General features: G+C 64.8%; 15 protein-coding genes and 3 pseudogenes. 9 read left to right on the plus strand and 9 right to left on the minus strand.

Annotated features, from left to right (window positions below; translation table 11 throughout):
- Window positions 1-2: 2 nt before the first annotated feature.
- Entirely contained in the window at window positions 3-701 is a 699-nt protein-coding gene (locus ACNJ7E_RS01860; protein WP_418338945.1) for an IS6 family transposase, read from the plus strand.
- 222 nt (window positions 702-923) lie between these two features.
- Here the strand turns inward: ACNJ7E_RS01860 and ACNJ7E_RS01865 are convergent, their stop codons facing one another.
- Entirely contained in the window at window positions 924-1118 is a 195-nt protein-coding gene (locus ACNJ7E_RS01865) for a DUF732 domain-containing protein (protein WP_418338933.1), read from the minus strand.
- Window positions 1105-1596, minus strand: a complete 492-nt coding sequence (locus ACNJ7E_RS01870; RefSeq protein ID WP_418338934.1) for a hypothetical protein — start codon at window positions 1594-1596, stop codon at window positions 1105-1107. Before ACNJ7E_RS01870 ends, ACNJ7E_RS01865 begins: the two co-directional genes overlap by 14 nt.
- 323 nt (window positions 1597-1919) lie before the next feature.
- Between ACNJ7E_RS01870 and ACNJ7E_RS01875 the strand changes: the two genes are divergently transcribed.
- Complete coding sequence (locus ACNJ7E_RS01875; protein WP_418338946.1) at window positions 1920-3458, plus strand: ISL3 family transposase; 1539 nt, start codon at window positions 1920-1922, stop codon at window positions 3456-3458.
- Window positions 3459-3750: 292 nt separating this feature from the next.
- Here ACNJ7E_RS01875 and ACNJ7E_RS01880 read toward each other — a convergent pair.
- Window positions 3751-4695 (minus strand): annotated as a pseudogene (locus ACNJ7E_RS01880) (IS630 family transposase); the annotation flags it as partial.
- A gap of 9 nt (window positions 4696-4704) precedes the next feature.
- Window positions 4705-5838, minus strand: coding sequence for an IS630 family transposase (locus ACNJ7E_RS01885; protein ID WP_418338935.1), 1134 nt, complete (start codon window positions 5836-5838; stop codon window positions 4705-4707).
- 141 nt (window positions 5839-5979) lie between these two features.
- Between ACNJ7E_RS01885 and ACNJ7E_RS01890 the strand changes: the two are divergent.
- Window positions 5980-6658, plus strand: a pseudogene (locus ACNJ7E_RS01890) (IS701 family transposase); the annotation flags it as partial.
- 308 nt (window positions 6659-6966) lie between these two features.
- On the opposite strand, the pseudogene ACNJ7E_RS01895 reads toward ACNJ7E_RS01890, so the two are convergent.
- Window positions 6967-7348: pseudogene (locus ACNJ7E_RS01895) on the minus strand (serine recombinase).
- Between the two features lie 308 nt (window positions 7349-7656).
- On the opposite strand from ACNJ7E_RS01895, the gene ACNJ7E_RS01900 reads away from it, so the two are divergent.
- On the plus strand, window positions 7657-7779 hold the full coding sequence (locus tag ACNJ7E_RS01900) for a hypothetical protein (RefSeq protein ID WP_269454428.1): 123 nt from the start codon (window positions 7657-7659) through the stop codon (window positions 7777-7779).
- A gap of 461 nt (window positions 7780-8240) precedes the next feature.
- Window positions 8241-9902, plus strand: coding sequence for a hypothetical protein (locus ACNJ7E_RS01905; RefSeq protein ID WP_418338936.1), 1662 nt, complete (start codon window positions 8241-8243; stop codon window positions 9900-9902).
- A 1023-nt stretch (window positions 9903-10925) separates the two neighbouring features.
- Here the strand turns inward: ACNJ7E_RS01905 and ACNJ7E_RS01910 are convergent.
- Both ACNJ7E_RS01910 and ACNJ7E_RS01915 read right to left on the minus strand, forming a co-directional pair.
- Entirely contained in the window at window positions 10926-11255 is a 330-nt protein-coding gene (locus ACNJ7E_RS01910; protein WP_418338937.1) for a carboxymuconolactone decarboxylase family protein, read from the minus strand.
- A 149-nt stretch (window positions 11256-11404) separates the two neighbouring features.
- Window positions 11405-12043, minus strand: coding sequence for an isochorismatase family protein (locus tag ACNJ7E_RS01915; protein ID WP_418338938.1), 639 nt, complete (start codon window positions 12041-12043; stop codon window positions 11405-11407).
- Between the two features lie 138 nt (window positions 12044-12181).
- Here ACNJ7E_RS01915 and ACNJ7E_RS01920 point away from each other — a divergent pair, with 138 nt between their 5' ends.
- A complete protein-coding gene (locus tag ACNJ7E_RS01920) occupies window positions 12182-13156 on the plus strand; it encodes a GlxA family transcriptional regulator (RefSeq protein WP_418338940.1) in 975 nt (324 codons plus the stop codon).
- A 1347-nt stretch (window positions 13157-14503) separates the two neighbouring features.
- Here ACNJ7E_RS01920 and ACNJ7E_RS01925 read toward each other — a convergent pair.
- Window positions 14504-14797: a WhiB family transcriptional regulator gene (locus tag ACNJ7E_RS01925; RefSeq protein ID WP_052024068.1), complete on the minus strand. Its 294-nt coding sequence runs from the start codon at window positions 14795-14797 to the stop codon at window positions 14504-14506.
- Between the two features lie 210 nt (window positions 14798-15007).
- Here ACNJ7E_RS01925 and ACNJ7E_RS01930 point away from each other — a divergent pair, with 210 nt between their 5' ends.
- Window positions 15008-15496, plus strand: coding sequence for a hypothetical protein (locus ACNJ7E_RS01930; protein WP_418338941.1), 489 nt, complete (start codon window positions 15008-15010; stop codon window positions 15494-15496).
- Window positions 15497-15598: 102 nt separating this feature from the next.
- Here ACNJ7E_RS01930 and ACNJ7E_RS01935 read toward each other — a convergent pair whose 3' ends face one another.
- The gene (locus ACNJ7E_RS01935; protein ID WP_418338942.1) at window positions 15599-15769 is read right to left on the minus strand and encodes a hypothetical protein; all 171 of its coding nucleotides are present in this window, start codon (window positions 15767-15769) and stop codon (window positions 15599-15601) included.
- Between the two features lie 109 nt (window positions 15770-15878).
- Here ACNJ7E_RS01935 and ACNJ7E_RS01940 point away from each other — a divergent pair, with 109 nt between their 5' ends.
- On the plus strand, window positions 15879-16589 hold the full coding sequence (locus ACNJ7E_RS01940; protein ID WP_418338943.1) for a hypothetical protein: 711 nt from the start codon (window positions 15879-15881) through the stop codon (window positions 16587-16589).
- The coding region (locus ACNJ7E_RS01945; protein WP_418338944.1) for an RES family NAD+ phosphorylase at window positions 16589-17007 on the plus strand (419 nt) is incomplete at its 3' end. The genes ACNJ7E_RS01940 and ACNJ7E_RS01945, both read left to right, overlap by 1 nt.

Consider the following 17007-nt stretch of genomic DNA (forward strand, 5'->3'; position numbering starts at 1 on the left):
CAATGCCGTCGTACAAAGGCCACCGCTACCCGGTCGAGATCATCAACCACTGCGTGTGGTTGTACTTCCGGTTCCCGCTCAGCTTTCGCGAGGTCGAGGAGATGATGCTCGAACGCGGTGTCGTGGTCAGCTACGAGACGATCCGGCGGTGGTGCGCCAAGTTCGGACAGGCCTACGCCAACCAGCTGCGCCGACGGCGGGCACGGCCCGGTGAGAAGTGGCACCTCGACGAGGTCTTCATCCGCATCAACGGCACCCAGCACTACCTGTGGCGCGCGGTCGACCAGGACGGCAACGTGCTCGACGTGCTGGTCCAGTCCAGCCGAAACGCGGCGGCGGCCAATCGGTTCTTCCGCAAGTTGCTCAAGGGTCTGCGATACGTGCCGCGGGTGATCATCACCGACAAGCTCGCAAGCTACAAGGTGGCGCACCGCGAGGTCCTGGCCTCGGTGGAGCATCGCCAGTCGAAGTATTTGAACAATCGAGCCGAGAACTCGCATCAACCTACAAGGCAGCGGGAACATGCGATGAAGCGCTTCAAATCGCCCGGGCACGCGCAACGATTCCTGTCCGCTTTCTCGGGTATTTCACCGCATTTCCGGCCCCGTAGGCACAGACTCTCGGCGCCCGAATGGCGTGCCGAGATGACCGATCGCTTCGCGGTCTGGCAGGAAGTCACCGCGATCGATTCCGCCGCCTGAGAGTGAACGGCCCGGCAGTGTCCCCGTAACAGCCTGCCCCAAACCAACTGCGCCGCTTTACTTTTATATTAACGTGACAGTGCCGTTGATAGTCAGGCATTTCACCTGCCAGTATCTGACGGCGAGCCTCGCTCGTGTCGGCAGGCCGGATGTGTTCTCGACCATTCCGTGCACACCGGCCCGAGCCAGCGCGGCGGTGACTAGCGAAAGGCGTCCCGTGGGTCAGCTGCCGGGCAGCAGTGTCTGAATATCCCGCTCTACGCGTGAGTAGTACGCGGGGCAGAAGACCGACGTAGCCGCACCCAGATAAACCCCGATCTCTTCCGGTTCATAATTGGTGTTCTGCATCTCGATGATGAGAGAACGCGTCGAATTACCTCGGATGAGGGAGTTGCACAGGCTTCTACCGATGTCCACCTTGACGGTGTCGGAGTTCTTCGAATAAACGCGGCGACTGCTCCTCGCTCAAGACCTGCGCCGCTCGCACGCCGAGCTCCCGCGCCTCGAGTGCCATGACCTTCTCTGTCAGGTCGACATCAGGTAGAGCGGCATCACCCGCGGATAGCCGTTGCAGACCAGGAACGTACGAGCGTGCCTCATCGAGTGAATCGTCCTCCGAAACGCGCACCTCTAGGACTCGGCGGCGGAGGTGACATGGGTCGTCGCCTGCCGGCACCGCGACCGTGAACGCGATACGTCCCGTTCCTGCGTCCAGACGATAGAGTCGAACGGAAACCAGAGCCGAGAACGGCACGAAATAGGGGCTGAACCAACTCAGTACTCCGGGTGTATCGGGATCAAGCAAGATGGACACGCTTTGGTGGTCGATCACTAGTCCGCCATGTGTGGTTTCGTACCACTTCTCGGACTCAGCCTCAGATCCGCCTTCAATCACGCTTGCCCCTCTCGCCGCTCGTCCACACGTCCAGATCGAAAGGCACGTCGATGTTTGTCGAGACAACCGAGTGTCGCTATGGAACGAATTGGTGTTACACGGACGTCATCGCCTTTCTGTGGTCGTCCCGAAGAACACTCCGCCTCTCTTCGGCATTACGAGCTGCGCTTCCAGCTCCGGGCCGGGATCTGGCGCACTTTTCGTGAAGGCGTTAGGCGTGTCGCCACGGTGCGCTGACCTGCGACGGGTGAGGATCGTCGGCGTGTGATTTCGAGAGCGTGCGGGCGTTGCTGCCCCACCTGGTTGGTGTCGTTGTCGCAGGGGTGCGTCGGGTCGGTTCCACGATCCGCATTTCGGCGGAGCCGAAGGGCGACCGGGGACGGTGTCCGCGCTGTGATGGTGAGTCCGCTCGCGTGCATTCCCGGTACCGCCGACAGCTGGCCGACACTGCGATCGGTGGGCATCCGGTCATGATCGATCTTCGGGTGCGCAGGTTCTTCTGTGACACCATTGATTGCACGGCAAAGACTTTCGCCGAGCAGGTACCGGGTCTGACCAAATCACGGTCGCGACGCACGCCCGTGCTCGGCGCGATGGTCACAGCGATCGGATTGGCCGTGGCCGGGCGAGCCGGGGCCCGGCTGGCCACTCGCCTCGGGGTCACAGTTGGCAGGGACACCCTGTTGCGGGCCGTCCGGGCCATGAGCGATCCGAAGGTCGGCGAGGTCAGCATCCTGGGCATCGATGACTTCGCGATCCGCCGCGGTCACGTGTACGGCACCCTCGTGCTGGACATGGTCACGAGCAGGCCGATCGATCTGCTCGCCGACCGCACTACGGACACCGTTGCCGACTGGCTGAAGGAACATCCCGGCGCCGAGGTGGTGTGCCGTGACCGCGCCGGCGCCTATGCCGAAGGCATCCGGGTCGGTGCTCCCGACGCCGTCCAGGTGGCCGACCGCTGGCACCTGTGGCACAACCTGGCCGACGCGGTGGAAAAGACCGTCACCCGTCACCGCGCCGACCTGCGTCTGCCCGTCGAGGAGGCCGAGGATGTCGATGTTGTCACCGCTGGGATCGACGAGTACGCCCGCCCAGCGAGCGAGCCGATCGATGGCCGGCTCGTCACCCGAACCCGCGAACGGCACGCCGCTGTCCGGCAGCTGGCCTCCCAGGGAATGTCGATTTCCGCGATCGGGCGGAAGCTCTCCCTCGACCGCAGGACGGTACGGCGGTTCGCCCGCGCCACCGAGGTCGAGGAGCTGCTGACCAAGGCGGAATCCCGCGCCAGCCTGCTCGACGAGTTCAAGCCCCACCTCCACGAACGCTTCAACGCCGGGTGCACCGATGCCGCCCGACTCACTCGTGAGATCGCCCTGTTGGGCTACCGCGGCAGCGACAAGACTGTCCGCCGCTACCTGCAGCCGTTGCGGAGCGCCCGCGATCCGCTTCCATCAGGACCCACTGCGCCGTCGGTCCGGCAAGCCACAGGCTGGCTGACCCGCCATCCTGATCGGCTCACCGACGACGAACGCACTGCGCTCGAGGCGCTGCTCGAACGCAGTCCCGCCCTGGCCACCACACGGGACCTCGTCCACGACTTCGCCGAGATCATGGTCGAGCGGCGCGGGCGCGACCTCGGCGCCTGGATGACGGCCGTTGACGCCAACGGAGATCGGGCACTGCGGTCCTTCGTCACAGGTCTGCGCCGAGACCTCGATGCCGTCACCGCAGGGCTGACGTTGCCCTACAGCTCCGGCCCTGTTGAAGGACACATCAACCGCATCAAAATGCTCAAACGCCAGATGTACGGACGCGCAAACCTGGACCTGCTCCGCAAACGTGTCATCCACACCGTATAGATAAGGCCGACAACAGAATCACGAAAATTGCGCCAGATCCGTTTTTCATGTCCGCCGACAATGATATCCAACTCCCGCTGCAGACTCCGGCCGACAGTCCGGCTCGGCCCTGCGGGGGGTTCCCGACAGCCCACCGTGAACACCCCTGACTGCGCGAAGGACTGGTCCTGAATGTGACTCGCTCCGCGCCCCGCAGCGGTCTTCTGTTTGCTTTGTGCATTACATATCTTGGCAAGCAATCACTTTCGAGTGCCAATAAGATATATATGTAAACTAGTGGTGTGTCTCTGATTTAGCTGATCTTTTCCAGTGCGACGCGGCCGCGCGCAACCTTGGCGAGGATGGATTCGGCGGTCGCGGTCCATTCGTACGGTCGGGGGCTTTCATTGTGGGCATCGAGGTATTCCTCAATGGAGGCGATGAGGTGCGGTACGGAGTGAAAGACCCCGCGCCGCAGAGCTTTATCAGTCAGCTCTCGGAACCAACGTTCGACGAGATTAAGCCACGAGGAGGAGGTGGGAGTGAAGTGCAGGTGGAACCGTGGATGCTTATCGAGCCAAGCCCGGACCTTCTCGTGCTTGTGAGTGGCGTAGTTGTCCAGGATCAGATGGATCTCCAAGTCCTTGGGCACCTCACGGTCGATGGTGCGCAGAAATCTCAAGAACTCCTGGTGACGGTGGCGCGGCAGGCACTGGCCGATCACCTTGCCGGTAAGGACGTCGAGCGCGGCAAACAAGGTGGTGGTGCCGTGACGCTTGTAGTCGTGGGTCATCGTCTCGCCGCGGCCCTTGATCATCGGGAGCGAGGCCTGGGTACGGTCGAGGGCTTGCACCGACGACTTCTCGTCCGCGCACAACACGATCGCCCGCTCGGGCGGGTTCAGGTACAGACCGACGACGTCGACGAGCTTGTCCTCGAATCGCGGATCGTTCGACAGTTTGAACGTCTCGACCCGGTGCGGCTTGAGTCCGCGAGCGGACCACACGCGCTGGACGGTGTCCTTGGAGACCCCGACATACTCTGCCATCGTCCGGCAACTCCAATGAGTCTCGCCTTTCGGGCGGTAGTTCTGCGTCAGATCCACAATCTTCTCGATCGTTTCCTGTGGGATCGAGGGCTTGCGGCCACGACCCTTACGTACCTCTCCCAACCGCGCCATCCCGTCCTCGGCGAACCGTGCCCTCCAGTTCGCCACCGATCCCGGCGATACCGACAACGCCTGCGCGATAGCCGTGTTAGTGCCGCATCAGGCAACGTTTGCCTTGTTGACAATTTCCCGTAATTTCTCGTCGGCGGCGTGCTTGTTCCGCCAGATGATGTAGCGGCGGATCATGCTGGACTGCTCGCGATGAGAGGCATGGTCGGTGCCGTCAAGCGCGAAGTAGCGCAGTGCGGTGAACTGCGCCTCGATCCGGTTCAGCCACGAACTATTCGTCGGTGCGTAGGCGATCTCGACGTTGTTCGCCTCTGCCCAGTTTGCGACCCGACGACACCTGCGCGTGGTCAGGTGCGGCGAATAGTTGTCGCACACGATCGCCAGCCGAACGTCCGTCGGGTACAGGCTGCGGAGGTACCGGCAGAATTCGAGAAACGTCGTGCGGTTCTTGGTGAGCTTGACATGCCCGTAAAGCCTGTCGGTAGCCAAGTCGTATGCGGCGAACAGGTGCCGCACCCCCTGCGTCCGGTTGTAGGTCGCTCGCCGGCGGCGCCTCGGCTCCCGCTCGGGATCCTTGTGCCTGCCGCCGCGTTCGGCCCACTGCCGGCCCGGATGCGGCTGCAGGTTCAGCGGGCCGAACTCGTCGAGGCAGAACACCACCTCCGGCTCACTGGGCTCGGGCACGACCTCCCGGTCGGCGATCGCGTACAGGTGCTCGACGCGGGCCTTCTTGACCGCGTATTCCGGATCCTTCGAACGTTTCCAGGTCTTCACTTTTTGAAACGACACGCCCTCCTCTCGGAGCAGAACCCGCAGGCCCTCATGGCTGATGTCGTCGACCACCCCCTCGGCGACCAGGAAGTCCGCCAGCTTGGTCAGGCTCCAGGTCGAAAACGGCAGGTCGTGTTCGACCGGGGTGGACTTGGCGATCTTCTTGATCTCACGCCGTTCGGGCAGTGTGAACGTCTTCGGGCGTCCTCCTGCGTATTTCGGGTATAGCGAGTCGAACCCGTCGGTGTTGAAGTTATGGATCACATCGCGCACCCGATCTGCGCTGGTGAAACTGACTTCGGCGATCTTCGGGACCGGCATGCCTTGCGCGGACAGCAAGATCATCTGGGCGCGCCGCCAGGTCACCACCGACCCGGTGCCGCGACGGATGATCCGCACCAACCGATTGCCTTCGTCGTCGTCGAGTGGACGCACTCGTACTCGTTCCGCCACCCGACCAGGGTGACCGGTGTCGTGGCCGATATGCCGCAACCTGGCGGCGTGTCGCCAATCAGGGCAAAGGTTCCCGGGCACGGCACTAGTACTGCAACGACAGTTTGTGACTAATGGGACTGTTGTGGTAATTGATCTTGTGTGCAGCCAGAGGTGCTGGAGTGGTCAGCGGGGTTCACGGCGTTCTGTGCGCGGTTCGCCCACCGGTTTTCGCGGGTGGAGTCGCGGCGGCGGATGGGCGCGTATGTGCGCGGACTGCTCGGTGAGGTCGAGCGCAAGAACGGATGGACACTGGCCGAGGCGGCCGGTGATGCGGGCCCGGAGGGCATGCAGCGGCTGCTGAACTTCTACTCCTGGGACTGCGAGGGGCTCCGCGACGACGTGCGTGAGGTCGTGGTCGAGACGATCGGTGACGCCGACAATGGCGTGTTGATCGTCGACGAGACAGGGTTTTTGAAGAAGGGCACGCGCTCGGCCGGGGTGGCCCGGCAGTATTCCGGCACGGCCGGACGGATCGAGAACAGCCAGATCGGGGTGTTTCTCGCCTACGCCTCCGACCGGGGCCGGGCGCTGATCGATCGGGAGTTGTATCTGCCGAAGGCCTGGACCGAGGACGGCGAGCGGTGCCGGGCCGCCGGGATCCGGCGACGAGGTGGCTTTCGCGACGAAACCCGACCTGGCGCAGACGATGATCGAACGGGCTCTCGATGCCGGGGTGCCGTTCGGATGGTTCACCGGTGACGAGGCTTACGGGCGGGTCGGCCGACTCCGGATGTGGCTCGAATCCCGTGGTGTGGCCCATGTATCCGGAGCACCTCGAGTCGAATAGGAACTAAAGTGAATCCTGCTATCGTTCCGACTTTTTCGGTGATTCACCCTGGCCAGCCGGCGCCGACATAAGGGCCAGACCGTACCGATCGCAAACTAAAAGATAGTCGACCAAGGTGGGTCGAGGCTTCGCGACGCAGTACGCGTACGCGCGACACCTACCTTGTGGGACGCGACCGGACTGGTGACCGCGTCGGTGCGGGGTGGTGTGCCCAGACGATGGCGCGGACCGCTAGCGGTTCCGCGCTCAACCCGGCTCACGTACTCATCGTCGAGTGACCGGTCGAGCCATTCTCTCTTTCACTTCACTGCCGCCGTCGTCGTCGCGGATGTCTCTGCCAGCGGTTCCGCCCAGATGCCGGCGCACCTTCGCCTCGTGAGCGTCGACCTTGTACCTCAGCGGTTTTCCGGCCTTGGCCACCCGACGTCCCGCGACAGTCAGCATCGGTCGTGGAATCCCGATACCCATCACCGGCACGCCTGTCACATAGTTCTCCTTGAACAGGAACATCGAGGCGTCGACCACTTCGTCGCGGGTGAGCGGCGAAGCCACCCACCCGACCTCTGCTCCGATGGCATCCGCGTCCAGAATCGGGCTGCGATAACCCTCCGTTGTCTTCGCAAGAAGCCAACGCAGAACAGCGTCACGAACCGCCCACTGACGATCGGTAGCTGCACTCACATTTCAGTCCTCCAACTAGATGCCACTAACGCTGCCCTGCACCATAGCCATCGGCAAGAAATTCGCAAGTCCCGTGAAATTTCCTGCGCGCCTTGCACCTCGGAAACTCCCGACGGACAACGGCACGACGACCGCACCGGGCGCAGCTGGCGTCGGGGAGAATTTCGGATCGGGGAACAGTCCGCCGACGACCCCGTCGTCATGAAGCCCTTACCAACCGCCTCTGATCGGCCGCTGAACTGGACTTATTTCTTTTGTTGGGTATGGTCGAGGTTAGTTCGCGGTTGCCGATTCGGAAAGGACCGACAATGGCTGACAAGTCCGCTGTCAAGAGTTCGAAACAGTCCGCACGGGCCCTCAAGGAGCGCCGGGCGGAGAAGCGAGAGAAGGCGCTCGAGTCCACTCAACTCACCCGAAAGAGGAAGAGCTGACGCGACACTGGCGTCAACACCGCATTCTGCCGCCCTCTTCGCCGCCTGACGATCGATGATGTTGCCCCGGGAACTCGGCCAACAGCCCTGACCCGCGCCCACATCAGACGTACCAGATTCGGAAGAGAACGGCTCGGAACCTGGAAATATCATCGACTGCACTCTCGTCCAATTTCCTACAGCGGCGAACGAGGCTCACAAAACCCTGCCGAGTTCGAAGGAAGCACACCGCAGTCTTTATTGGTCCGCCCCGCGTGTGACCACCCGATCGGGGGGCCAACTTCCGGCCTCTGACACGCCCGTCCCGGCCCCTCCGCGGCCGGGACGGGCGTGTTCCCAACGAGAGCAGGGTGAGCGAGCCAGGGGCACGCACACAACATCCGGTGAGATGACCGTCTCCCGTGCCGACCTATTGGTCGGTGCAGGAGTGCCGGATGTGTCGAGAATTGATGGAACAAAAAATGAATCGTCCTGGACTCGTCACCCGCCGGCCGGACCCGACCTCGCTGTCGTCGAAGAGAGGCCGGGCAATGTTGCGGGTCATCCTGCTGCCGTTGGATATCGTCGAAAGCGCCGACCCGGTCCCGGTAGCCGCGGTCGACGAGGTCGAACCGTTCCTGCCGGCGTGCATCAGCGCCCCCACCGCCACCGGAGACGATGGCCCCCACGCACAGTTGCTGGCGTTCCGGCACATCGTCGACCGCAGCAGTCCCCCGATAGCGTTCGGCCTCGCACTCGATAGCCAGCGCGCGCCTGACGGCCCACAACGCCGCTACCTCGGTCCCCCGGCCACGTGCCTGTCACTGTGGGAAGTACCCGGCAACGGACTGGTACTGGCCTGCGAGGAACTCACCCCCGACCGCGCCGGCAGCCTGATCGACCGACACAATGATCCGCTTCGCGACGGCGGTAGCCCCGAATTCTGGGCCAGCATCGAAGCATTTCTCCGCCCCTTCGGTCTGACGGCCGACGCCACCCCGACCGACATCTTCCCACGACTGAACACCCGACTGCCCAGATCCCGGGTCTACCGGCCGCTGCGCAGCCTGACAATGCACGGCCCTAGTTGGACCGAACGGGACACCCTCGAGAGCCTGATCATCGAGGTCCACACCGACGGGGTCGATGCGGTTCGGCGACTGGTCGATGAACCGGGCACCACACCCTGCGCCGGGGCCGCGTCCCGCTCCGACCGTGGCCACTTGGGCTGGCACCGGGTCCCGCTGATCGACAGAGCGTCACGTCTCGGATCGGGGATCGCAATTCGCGACGACGCCCGAGCCCTCGCCGTCGACCTCGGTGCCGCCGCCACCGGTCCCGGCCCTCTCGACCGGGGCACCCGTGAGATGCTCTACTGCCTGATCGGCTGGATCGCCCTCCGCGCACAGCACTCGGCGGACCACCGACGCGTACTGTCGCTCCTGCGCAACCGCCACCAACTGAACGAACGCGACGCCCTCGGGGGCCTCGGCGACATCGCGGCGGCCCGCAGACGGATGATCGAGACACGGCTTCTGCAAACACACCCCGCGGGAGCGCACCGGCTCCCGCCGCGGATCGAATCGACACACCTTCGATCAACGCTGGCGAACCGCACCGCCGACGAGATCGCGTTTCTGCATACCGAACTCGGTGAGCTGTGTGACAGCGCTGAAAGCTGTCTGCTGCCCCACGCGCTCGCCTCCGCCCGAGACCGGCGGTCCACGCTCGTATCGGTCGCGGCCGCCGGTGCACTGTTCGCCACCTCGCTCCACGCGGCCGTCGCGGCATCGCCGGAGTACCTCCAGCGCTGGGGGTTCACCGTGGCGGTTGCCGCCGCGATCGGCGCTGTCGCCCTACTCGAGGTTGTCGCACGTCGTCGCCCCTGCAGGACACTGACCACACCGACACCGGTTGCGATACCGCGTGCCTCGCCCGCCATGACACCTGTCAGGGACCTCGAACGTCGACGGCGGGAGTCGATCTTCCCCTTCGAGACGCAAGTGTGGCACACCGCTCCGAGTCGCCGCGACCTGACGCCCACGCTGCGAGAGTGCCTCGAGGCCAACAACCTTTCCGGCGGCGTCCCTTCCAACGCACTGTTGGTGACGGCAAGTTCGACATCCCGTCCAGCACCAAAATAGACCCGACCTTCAACAGCACCGGCACCGACACCGACACCGACATCCTTACGGGACCGTATGTTCAGCGTGACGGTCGCGGCCGGTCTTATCGTCTGATCGTCAACGGAATATTCGCGCGATGCTCGCGACCTCGGGCCCTGTCCTGGTAGCAGACGTTGGCGATGTTGTCGGTGGCCGTGGTGCTGTCCACGGCGGTGGGTTGGCGCGGCAACTGCGGTCGCAGTCCGCCGGGATGCGTGCCCGTACCCGCGCCGGTCTCGGCGCCGCACTGTTCCTGATCTTGCAGCCGAGATGGCCCAGGGTGCCGGCGGCCAGGAGCACGGTGGCCGAGTCCAGCGTCTCTCGCCAACTTGACCGGCTCCCAGTGGGAGCGAACCGACTCAGTCCACACCGTGTGCCGCCGTGCCGCGTCAACGGGATGGCGCACGCACCACGGCAACCGTGTCCCCGGGGCCGGGCGCCCCATGACCGGGTCGCCCTTGCACTTTCCCGTGGTCACGGGCGCTCGCACCCGCCGTACCCCGAGTCCGGACATCTCGGCTAAGGAGGTTACGTGTCCACCGCGGGATCGCAGGGTAGTCATGGTCCGGATTCGTCATCGACGAACACCGATAGCCGCGACCCGGCCGCCCGGACTTGGCCTCGGCGGCGGCACAGTGCTCGACCCGATTCAGGCACAGCAACGCTCGACCCGGAGGAAAGTCGTTCTCGATGACCACAATCGGGTCTGCTCCGTGTACGAGACGGACCGGGTCCTCGAATACACCACCACGACCACAGACCGGTCGCCGCCTCCACCAGATCCCGGCCGTGCTCGAACACTGTCGCCTGTCCGACATTGTCGCAGAACCGCTGCCACGCCTGCCGGCGGCGCCCATCCGTGTCACCGGCCGTCAAGGGGGTGAGGGAATCCACTCGATCACCAGGCAGCTCACCCGCGTACGGATCAACACCTTCCCCCGCCGAGGGGTTTGGTGAACCGCAACGCGGCGTCACCACAGTTTCCCGACCTCGCAAGTATCACTAGTCGTCGCTGGCGATGGCCTTCATGGCCTTCCAGCCATTGGTTACGCCGCCGCCCGCTCGCAGGACAGCGGCAACCATCACCGCCTCGGCCACATCGGCCTTCGAAGCTCCCGCCGCCACCGCACGCTTCGCGTGGTCCCCGATGCAGTACGGGCACTGCGTCGTCACGGCGACGCCGACAGCGATGAGTTCACGCGTCGCCAGAGAGAGACCGTCAGAGTTCTTATTGAAAACAGCCTTGTCGAAACCGAAGTAGGCCGACACCATCTCCGGCACAGCCTCTTTGATGTCGGACATGAACATGGCTTCTTCGTTGTGCGAATGCATTCAGTCAGTTCCCTTTCCATCGAGATACTATTCGCGACATTGCCGGTGCGGGTCTGCTGCATCCCACTGACACTGCCGTGATCGTCGGATCCGTAAAAAGTCGGTCGATACCGATACGGATCCGACGATCGCCTCCCGTGTCGCTTCCGTCAGGCGAGGGCGGCCGCCGAGCGTCCATCGAGGGCGGACTGCACCAGGTTGCTCTTGGGCAGCGTCGAGCCCGACCTCACTGCCTCGATCCACTGCACGGTCGTCGACACCGCAGCGAAGTTCGACTGCAGCAACACCATCAGCGCAGTATGCAAGGACTCGGCGGAGATCGTGCCGGCCTCGTTGGCGAGATCGATCGCACCCGTGGCGTCGGACAGGATCTCGGTGGCGAACCCGAGCACCTCGGCCTCCACCGCCGTGGCGAGATCGCAATTATTGGTCATGTATCCAACGATCGTGATGGTGTCCACGTTGTGCGCGTGAAACCATTGCGCCACATCCGTACCGGCGAACACACTCCCATACTGCTTGTGCACCCGCTTGGCTGCCGGATCGATGCATTGTTCGAACTCTGGATGCAGCGACCACCCCGCGGTGCCCTCGACGAACACGGGAGCGCCCTTCGGCATCAGATGCTGAACCACGAGAACCGGGAGGTCACGCGCGGTGGCCGTCTTCATAGCGTTGACGATGTTGGCGAGGGACTCCGCGCGCGGCGGGTACTGGATCTCGAGTGGCCCCTCGAAGTACTCCTGCTGGACATCGACGACGACAAGGGCGCGGCGGGGTGCGGTCATCAGGTCTCTCCTTCAACGGTGATGGCGCCGCGCCACCCTGTGGGCGCGGGCCCGTCCCCAGTGTTCGGCACCTCGCTTTCGCCCGCGAGTGGCATGGATGCATACTTTCGATGGAATCAGGCCAACCTCGGAGGCATCATGCGCATCGCGATCTACGCGTTCGACGACATCACCATGTTTCACCTGGCGGCACCGTTGATGGTGTTCGGCGAGGTGGACCGCCTCGGCCTTGCCGACGACTGGCAGACGCGGTTGTGGTCCGATCAGGCAGGCACCATCCGCACCATCGAGGGATACCCGATCGGCGAGGTCGCGGGGCCGGACACCGTCGAGTGGGCCGACATCATCGTCATTCCCTCCTGGCCCCAGTCCCTCACCCCTGTCAACGACGTGTTGAAGACCGCGATTACGGCCGCGCATGCCCGCGGTGCCGTCATTGCCGGCCTGTGCCTGGGCGCCTTCGCGCTCGCCGACACCGGCCTGCTCGCAGGACGCTCCGCGGTCACGCACTGGGAGGCGATGCCTCTACTTGCCGAACGCAGCATCGGCAGTGACGTGGACTCCTCGGTGCTCTACATCGATCACGGCGACGTCCTCACCTCCGCGGGCACGGCCTCGGCGATCGACGCCTGCCTCCATCTGGTGCGCACACACCTCGGATCCGCCATCGCTACCCGGATCGCCCGCAGCCTGGTCGTCGCCCCGCACCGGGAAGGAGGGCAGGCACAGTACATCGACCGGCCCCTGGCTCAGCCGGCATCCGACACCACGATGGCCGAAGTCCAGCAATGGGCACTGACCCATCTCGACGAACCGCTCACCGTCGACCGACTCGCCGATCAGGCACAAATGAGCAGACGCAGCTTCGTCCGCCACTTTCACCAATCCACCGGCACCACCCCGGCACGCTGGATCCTCGAACACCGCCTGCAACACGCGCGGGCCCTCCTCCAAACAACCGACTGGGGAATCGACACCATCGCCACCAAATGCGGCTTCGGAAGCAGCGTCACCCTCCGGCAACGATTTACGGCAACCTTCGCCACCTCCCCCACCGCATACCGGCGGCAATTCGCCGACAAGCGCGGCACCATCGCCGCCCGACCCCAATAGAGCAGAGGCCGCTGCTCGACGCTGCCGCCGCGTTGCGAAGTCCGCCCGGACACATGGCCATGCCCTCGCGACAGGTCAACGACCCGTAATTAGTTCGGTGTCAGGAACCGTTGACTACTAGGTCGATAAGCCAAACGAGCCACGGTATCCCACCTTCAACTGGCAACTCCCACATCGTTTCCTCCCCATCTCTTTCGGCGCGGTGTGACCGCCATTGTTCCCCACCCACAACAACCAGACCAGGCACATCCCCGGCGAGTCCCGAGCCGATACCTGTGACGAATACAGACACCGATCGAAGGCGTCGACCGCGCACTTACTGCTCGGCAATTCGGGGATGCAGAAATTTGTTCAATGGCGTGGATCACAGTCTCTGGACTTCCCGGTGCCGGCTCACGAAAATCAGTGGTGCGCTGCTCGTCACTGATGTGCAGGTTGTCCGTGTAGCGCCCCTGCCAGCTGATATCCATCGTTGGCGGGGGCTGCGCCACACGAAAACTCACGTCGTCGCCCCCAATACCCCCTCGGTGCGCTGCCGCTGCTCGACGGCAACCGATCCAACTGTGTTCGATGTTCGGATCAGAGGTTCAGGTCACCGGCGAGACGGCTGATCGGATGCGGTTCGATAGTCAGATTCGTGGCCGCCGACGGGCCGGTGACGCACACGCCGGCGCTTGCCCGCAGATGAGCGGCCCCGCCCAACCGGACGGTGGCGGTATCCGTCGCAGCGATGATGCTCGCACCGAAGGCTTGGACGTGACACTGACAGTGCGCGAGAACAATAGCGCTGTCCTCAGCGCGGATCCTGGAATGATCTGTCCCCACGAACCTGACTCTTCCCGCGGGCATCGACGGTACTGGTATCGAAGGCCTCGACGTGGGCGTACTCGTAGGCGGTCACTCGTGCCTCGATCGACACCTGAGAAAGCAGCGGCCGACAGCCACGACGGCGCCGCTAATGCCGCCGCACGACTGTCCAATCAGCTTGACCGCAACGTCCCGCGGGATGAACCCGAGATCGAACCAGCGAAGGGCCTCCCGGACCGGATTCAGATGTGCCAGCTCGGTGCCCAGGACCTGGCACCGCAATGACCAGGAGTAGATCCCCAGGACCGCCAACGCCGTCGAGGTGGCCTGCCACACCATCCACGAAACGCTCCGTCGGCCCCAGACGCCGGCTCAGGGCCGCATGAGCTCTCCTACCGCGGACGACACCATGGCGCCCATTCAACCCCAGCACCCCACCGAACGGGTGAGGCACAACTACCGCGTACCCCACCAGGCCAACCACTCAGGGCGAGTGCCCGACATGTCGAGGGCGCCGAAACTGTACCGCCGCTGGTCACGTCAGCTTGCCACGTCGTGCTGCTCACGGAGATACGCAGCACGCTCCGACTCGGACATCCCGCCCCAAATTCCGAACGGTTCCGCCGCGACCAAGGCATGCTCGCGGCACTCGATCAGGACCGGACAGCGCCGGCACAGCGCCTTGGCGCGGGCCTCCCTATGGGCACGGGCCCCACCGCGTTCACCGTCGGGGTGAAAGAAGACGGCGGAATCGACTCCGCGGCACAGGCCTTCCAACTGCCAGTCCCATACATCCACGATCGGCGCGAGACGGTGATGATGTGCAGGCGGCACGACGGACTCCTCAAACTTCACGCTCGATATCGAGCGGACCGACTTCGTCCCCGTCCTGTACCCCCGCCCCTGTGCACAGAAACAGCGCCGCCCGGGCCCGGCGGGACGTCGACGCGGCCAGCCGACGTCTCCACTGGAGTCTGCGATTCCGGCACACCGTGGTCGCCGTCCGGCGAAAAATGGCCCTACATCGCCCGAAAGGACCCGGTCATGAAGGATTCATCGCCCCCCGGTCTGCCGCGCCTTCTCGCGGCCGGAATCACAACCCTGGCGACGCTGACTGCTGCGATCGTCGGCGCACCTGCCGTGTTAGCGGCACCGGTCGACACGGTTCTGCCAGTGCCGGTAGCCGGCAACACGCTGTCGTTTCAGTATGCGACGTGGATGGGCATCTGCCAGGGCCGCGTCATCGCGCGAACCGATACCGCGACACCGGGTCTCACGTACTTCCGCATGGAGACCGGATGCACCGGGACCGTGCACTGGCGCAACCTCACCACCGGCGCGGCCGGGGATGCCGAGGTGCGAGCATCCAACTCCCCGCAATCACCGCCACCCGCGGCCGCCGCGACCGGATCCGGTGTCCTCGTCGCCACCATCACCCTGGGCATCCCCTACAGCACCACCTTCTGGCGGGGATGGGTATGTGGCCTGTGCCCTGACCCGGAGACTTGGGCTGGTTTCCAGGCACGCCGGTGACGTGGCAGCGGATACTCAGCACCGGTGACGTCATCGGGGCGCGACCAACCCCATTCCTGTCACCCTTCATACCGGTGACCAGCACCCGGGCCCTGGACGGCATCAGGTGGGATCCCACGGTGATCGTTCGAGACTGTTGAGCTCATCGAGGGCCTGGTCGATGGCGGTGGTCGGGATGCGGAAGTCGTTGCCCTCCGAAGCCCGGAGGCGGTCGCGTACGTGGGCGAGCATGGCGAGTTCACACTCGACGTCTGCTGCGGTGCGGTCGCTCACGGTCGCATTTTGTCCTGAGAGGGCGGTGATCAACAGCATGCACCCCTTCTACTCGCCGCAACGAAAGCAACAATGTAAGGTTGCGGTGCAAACGTAGCAAGGAGTGCGCATGTCGACCCACCGATCGATCTCTCCCCGGCGACACCACAAGCTCGCCGGCCACCGCCTGCGCCGAGACACCGCCACCGGCCGCTACACACGTACCAGCGACCGCCCGCACGCCGCTCCGTCGCCGGACGAACGGCGTTTGTCGGATCTGTCGACCCCCGAACTGATCGACGTCGTCGCCTCCGAACTCGCCGCCCGCCCCGAGATGCACCTGGTCCGCAACCAGGTCACCGCGCTGCTGGCGATGGCACCGACCCTGACCGACCGCACCCAGGCCGCCCGGATCGGCGCCGACCTCGTCGACGACGCCATCGCCCAAGCCGAGATCGAGCAAGCCGCCCGCCGGCACATCCTCGACCACGCGATGCTCACCGCCGGCCAGGTCGCCGCCGTCCTACGCCGGCCCGCAGCCGATCGCACCGTCGCCTCGAGGCTTCGCACCACCGGCAAGGTCGTGGCCCTGCCCGTCGGCAACAGCTACCGGTACCCGGCATTCCAGTTCGACGAGGCCACCGCCTCGGTCCGCGACACCGTCGCCGCGATCAACACCACGCTCGGCGCCGACGCCGACCCGTGGGGTGTGGCGTCGTGGTGGCTGACCCCCTCCACCCGCCTACCCGAGGGGCAGACCCCCGCCGACCTCGCCGCCGACCCGGACCCCGCAGCCGGTCGGGAACTCGAGCGGCTCGCCGCCGCGGTGCTGCCCGACTGATGCCGAACATCGAACCACCGGCCGCAGGGTTACTCCGGCCGGCACACCGCACCGTGCTCACCGCCGGAACCATGGTGTGGCGGGTGCACAGCAGCCACCGCGCCCCACACGCCCCCAACCCCACCGCGCAACCGGACGAACTCGCCGGCGGCAGGTTCGACTCCCTCGACGGCAGCTACGCCTACCTCTACATCGCCGACAGCCCCGACGGTGCGATCGCCGAAACCATCTGCCGGGACCTCCCCTTGGACCCCACCATCGCCCGGATCGTGCCTGCCTCCGCCGTGATCGGCCGCACCCTGACCGCCCTCACCGTCACCCGCACCCTCACCGTCGCCGCACTCCACGGCCCACACCTCTCGTCGGTCGGACAGGACCTCTGGCTCACCAAATGCGAAGCCCGGCACTACGTCACCAC

The organism is Rhodococcus mengyinensis (assembly GCF_048381435.1).
Lineage (GTDB): Bacteria > Actinomycetota > Actinomycetes > Mycobacteriales > Mycobacteriaceae > Rhodococcus_F > Rhodococcus_F opacus_D.

Excerpts from the sequence above, each read along its gene's own strand:
- ACNJ7E_RS01860 (WP_418338945.1), top strand. The coding sequence starts at position 3 with ATGCCGTCGTACAAAGGCCACCGCTACCCGGTCGAGATCATCAACCAC.
- ACNJ7E_RS01900 (WP_269454428.1), top strand. The coding sequence starts at position 7,657 with ATGGCTGACAAGTCCGCTGTCAAGAGTTCGAAACAGTCCGCACGGGCC.
- ACNJ7E_RS01905 (WP_418338936.1), top strand. The coding sequence starts at position 8,241 with ATGAATCGTCCTGGACTCGTCACCCGCCGGCCGGACCCGACCTCGCTG.
- ACNJ7E_RS01910 (WP_418338937.1), bottom strand. The coding sequence starts at position 11,255 with ATGCATTCGCACAACGAAGAAGCCATGTTCATGTCCGACATCAAAGAG.
- ACNJ7E_RS01915 (WP_418338938.1), bottom strand. The coding sequence starts at position 12,043 with ATGACCGCACCCCGCCGCGCCCTTGTCGTCGTCGATGTCCAGCAGGAG.
- ACNJ7E_RS01920 (WP_418338940.1), top strand. The coding sequence starts at position 12,182 with ATGCGCATCGCGATCTACGCGTTCGACGACATCACCATGTTTCACCTG.
- ACNJ7E_RS01930 (WP_418338941.1), top strand. The coding sequence starts at position 15,008 with ATGAAGGATTCATCGCCCCCCGGTCTGCCGCGCCTTCTCGCGGCCGGA.
- ACNJ7E_RS01940 (WP_418338943.1), top strand. The coding sequence starts at position 15,879 with ATGTCGACCCACCGATCGATCTCTCCCCGGCGACACCACAAGCTCGCC.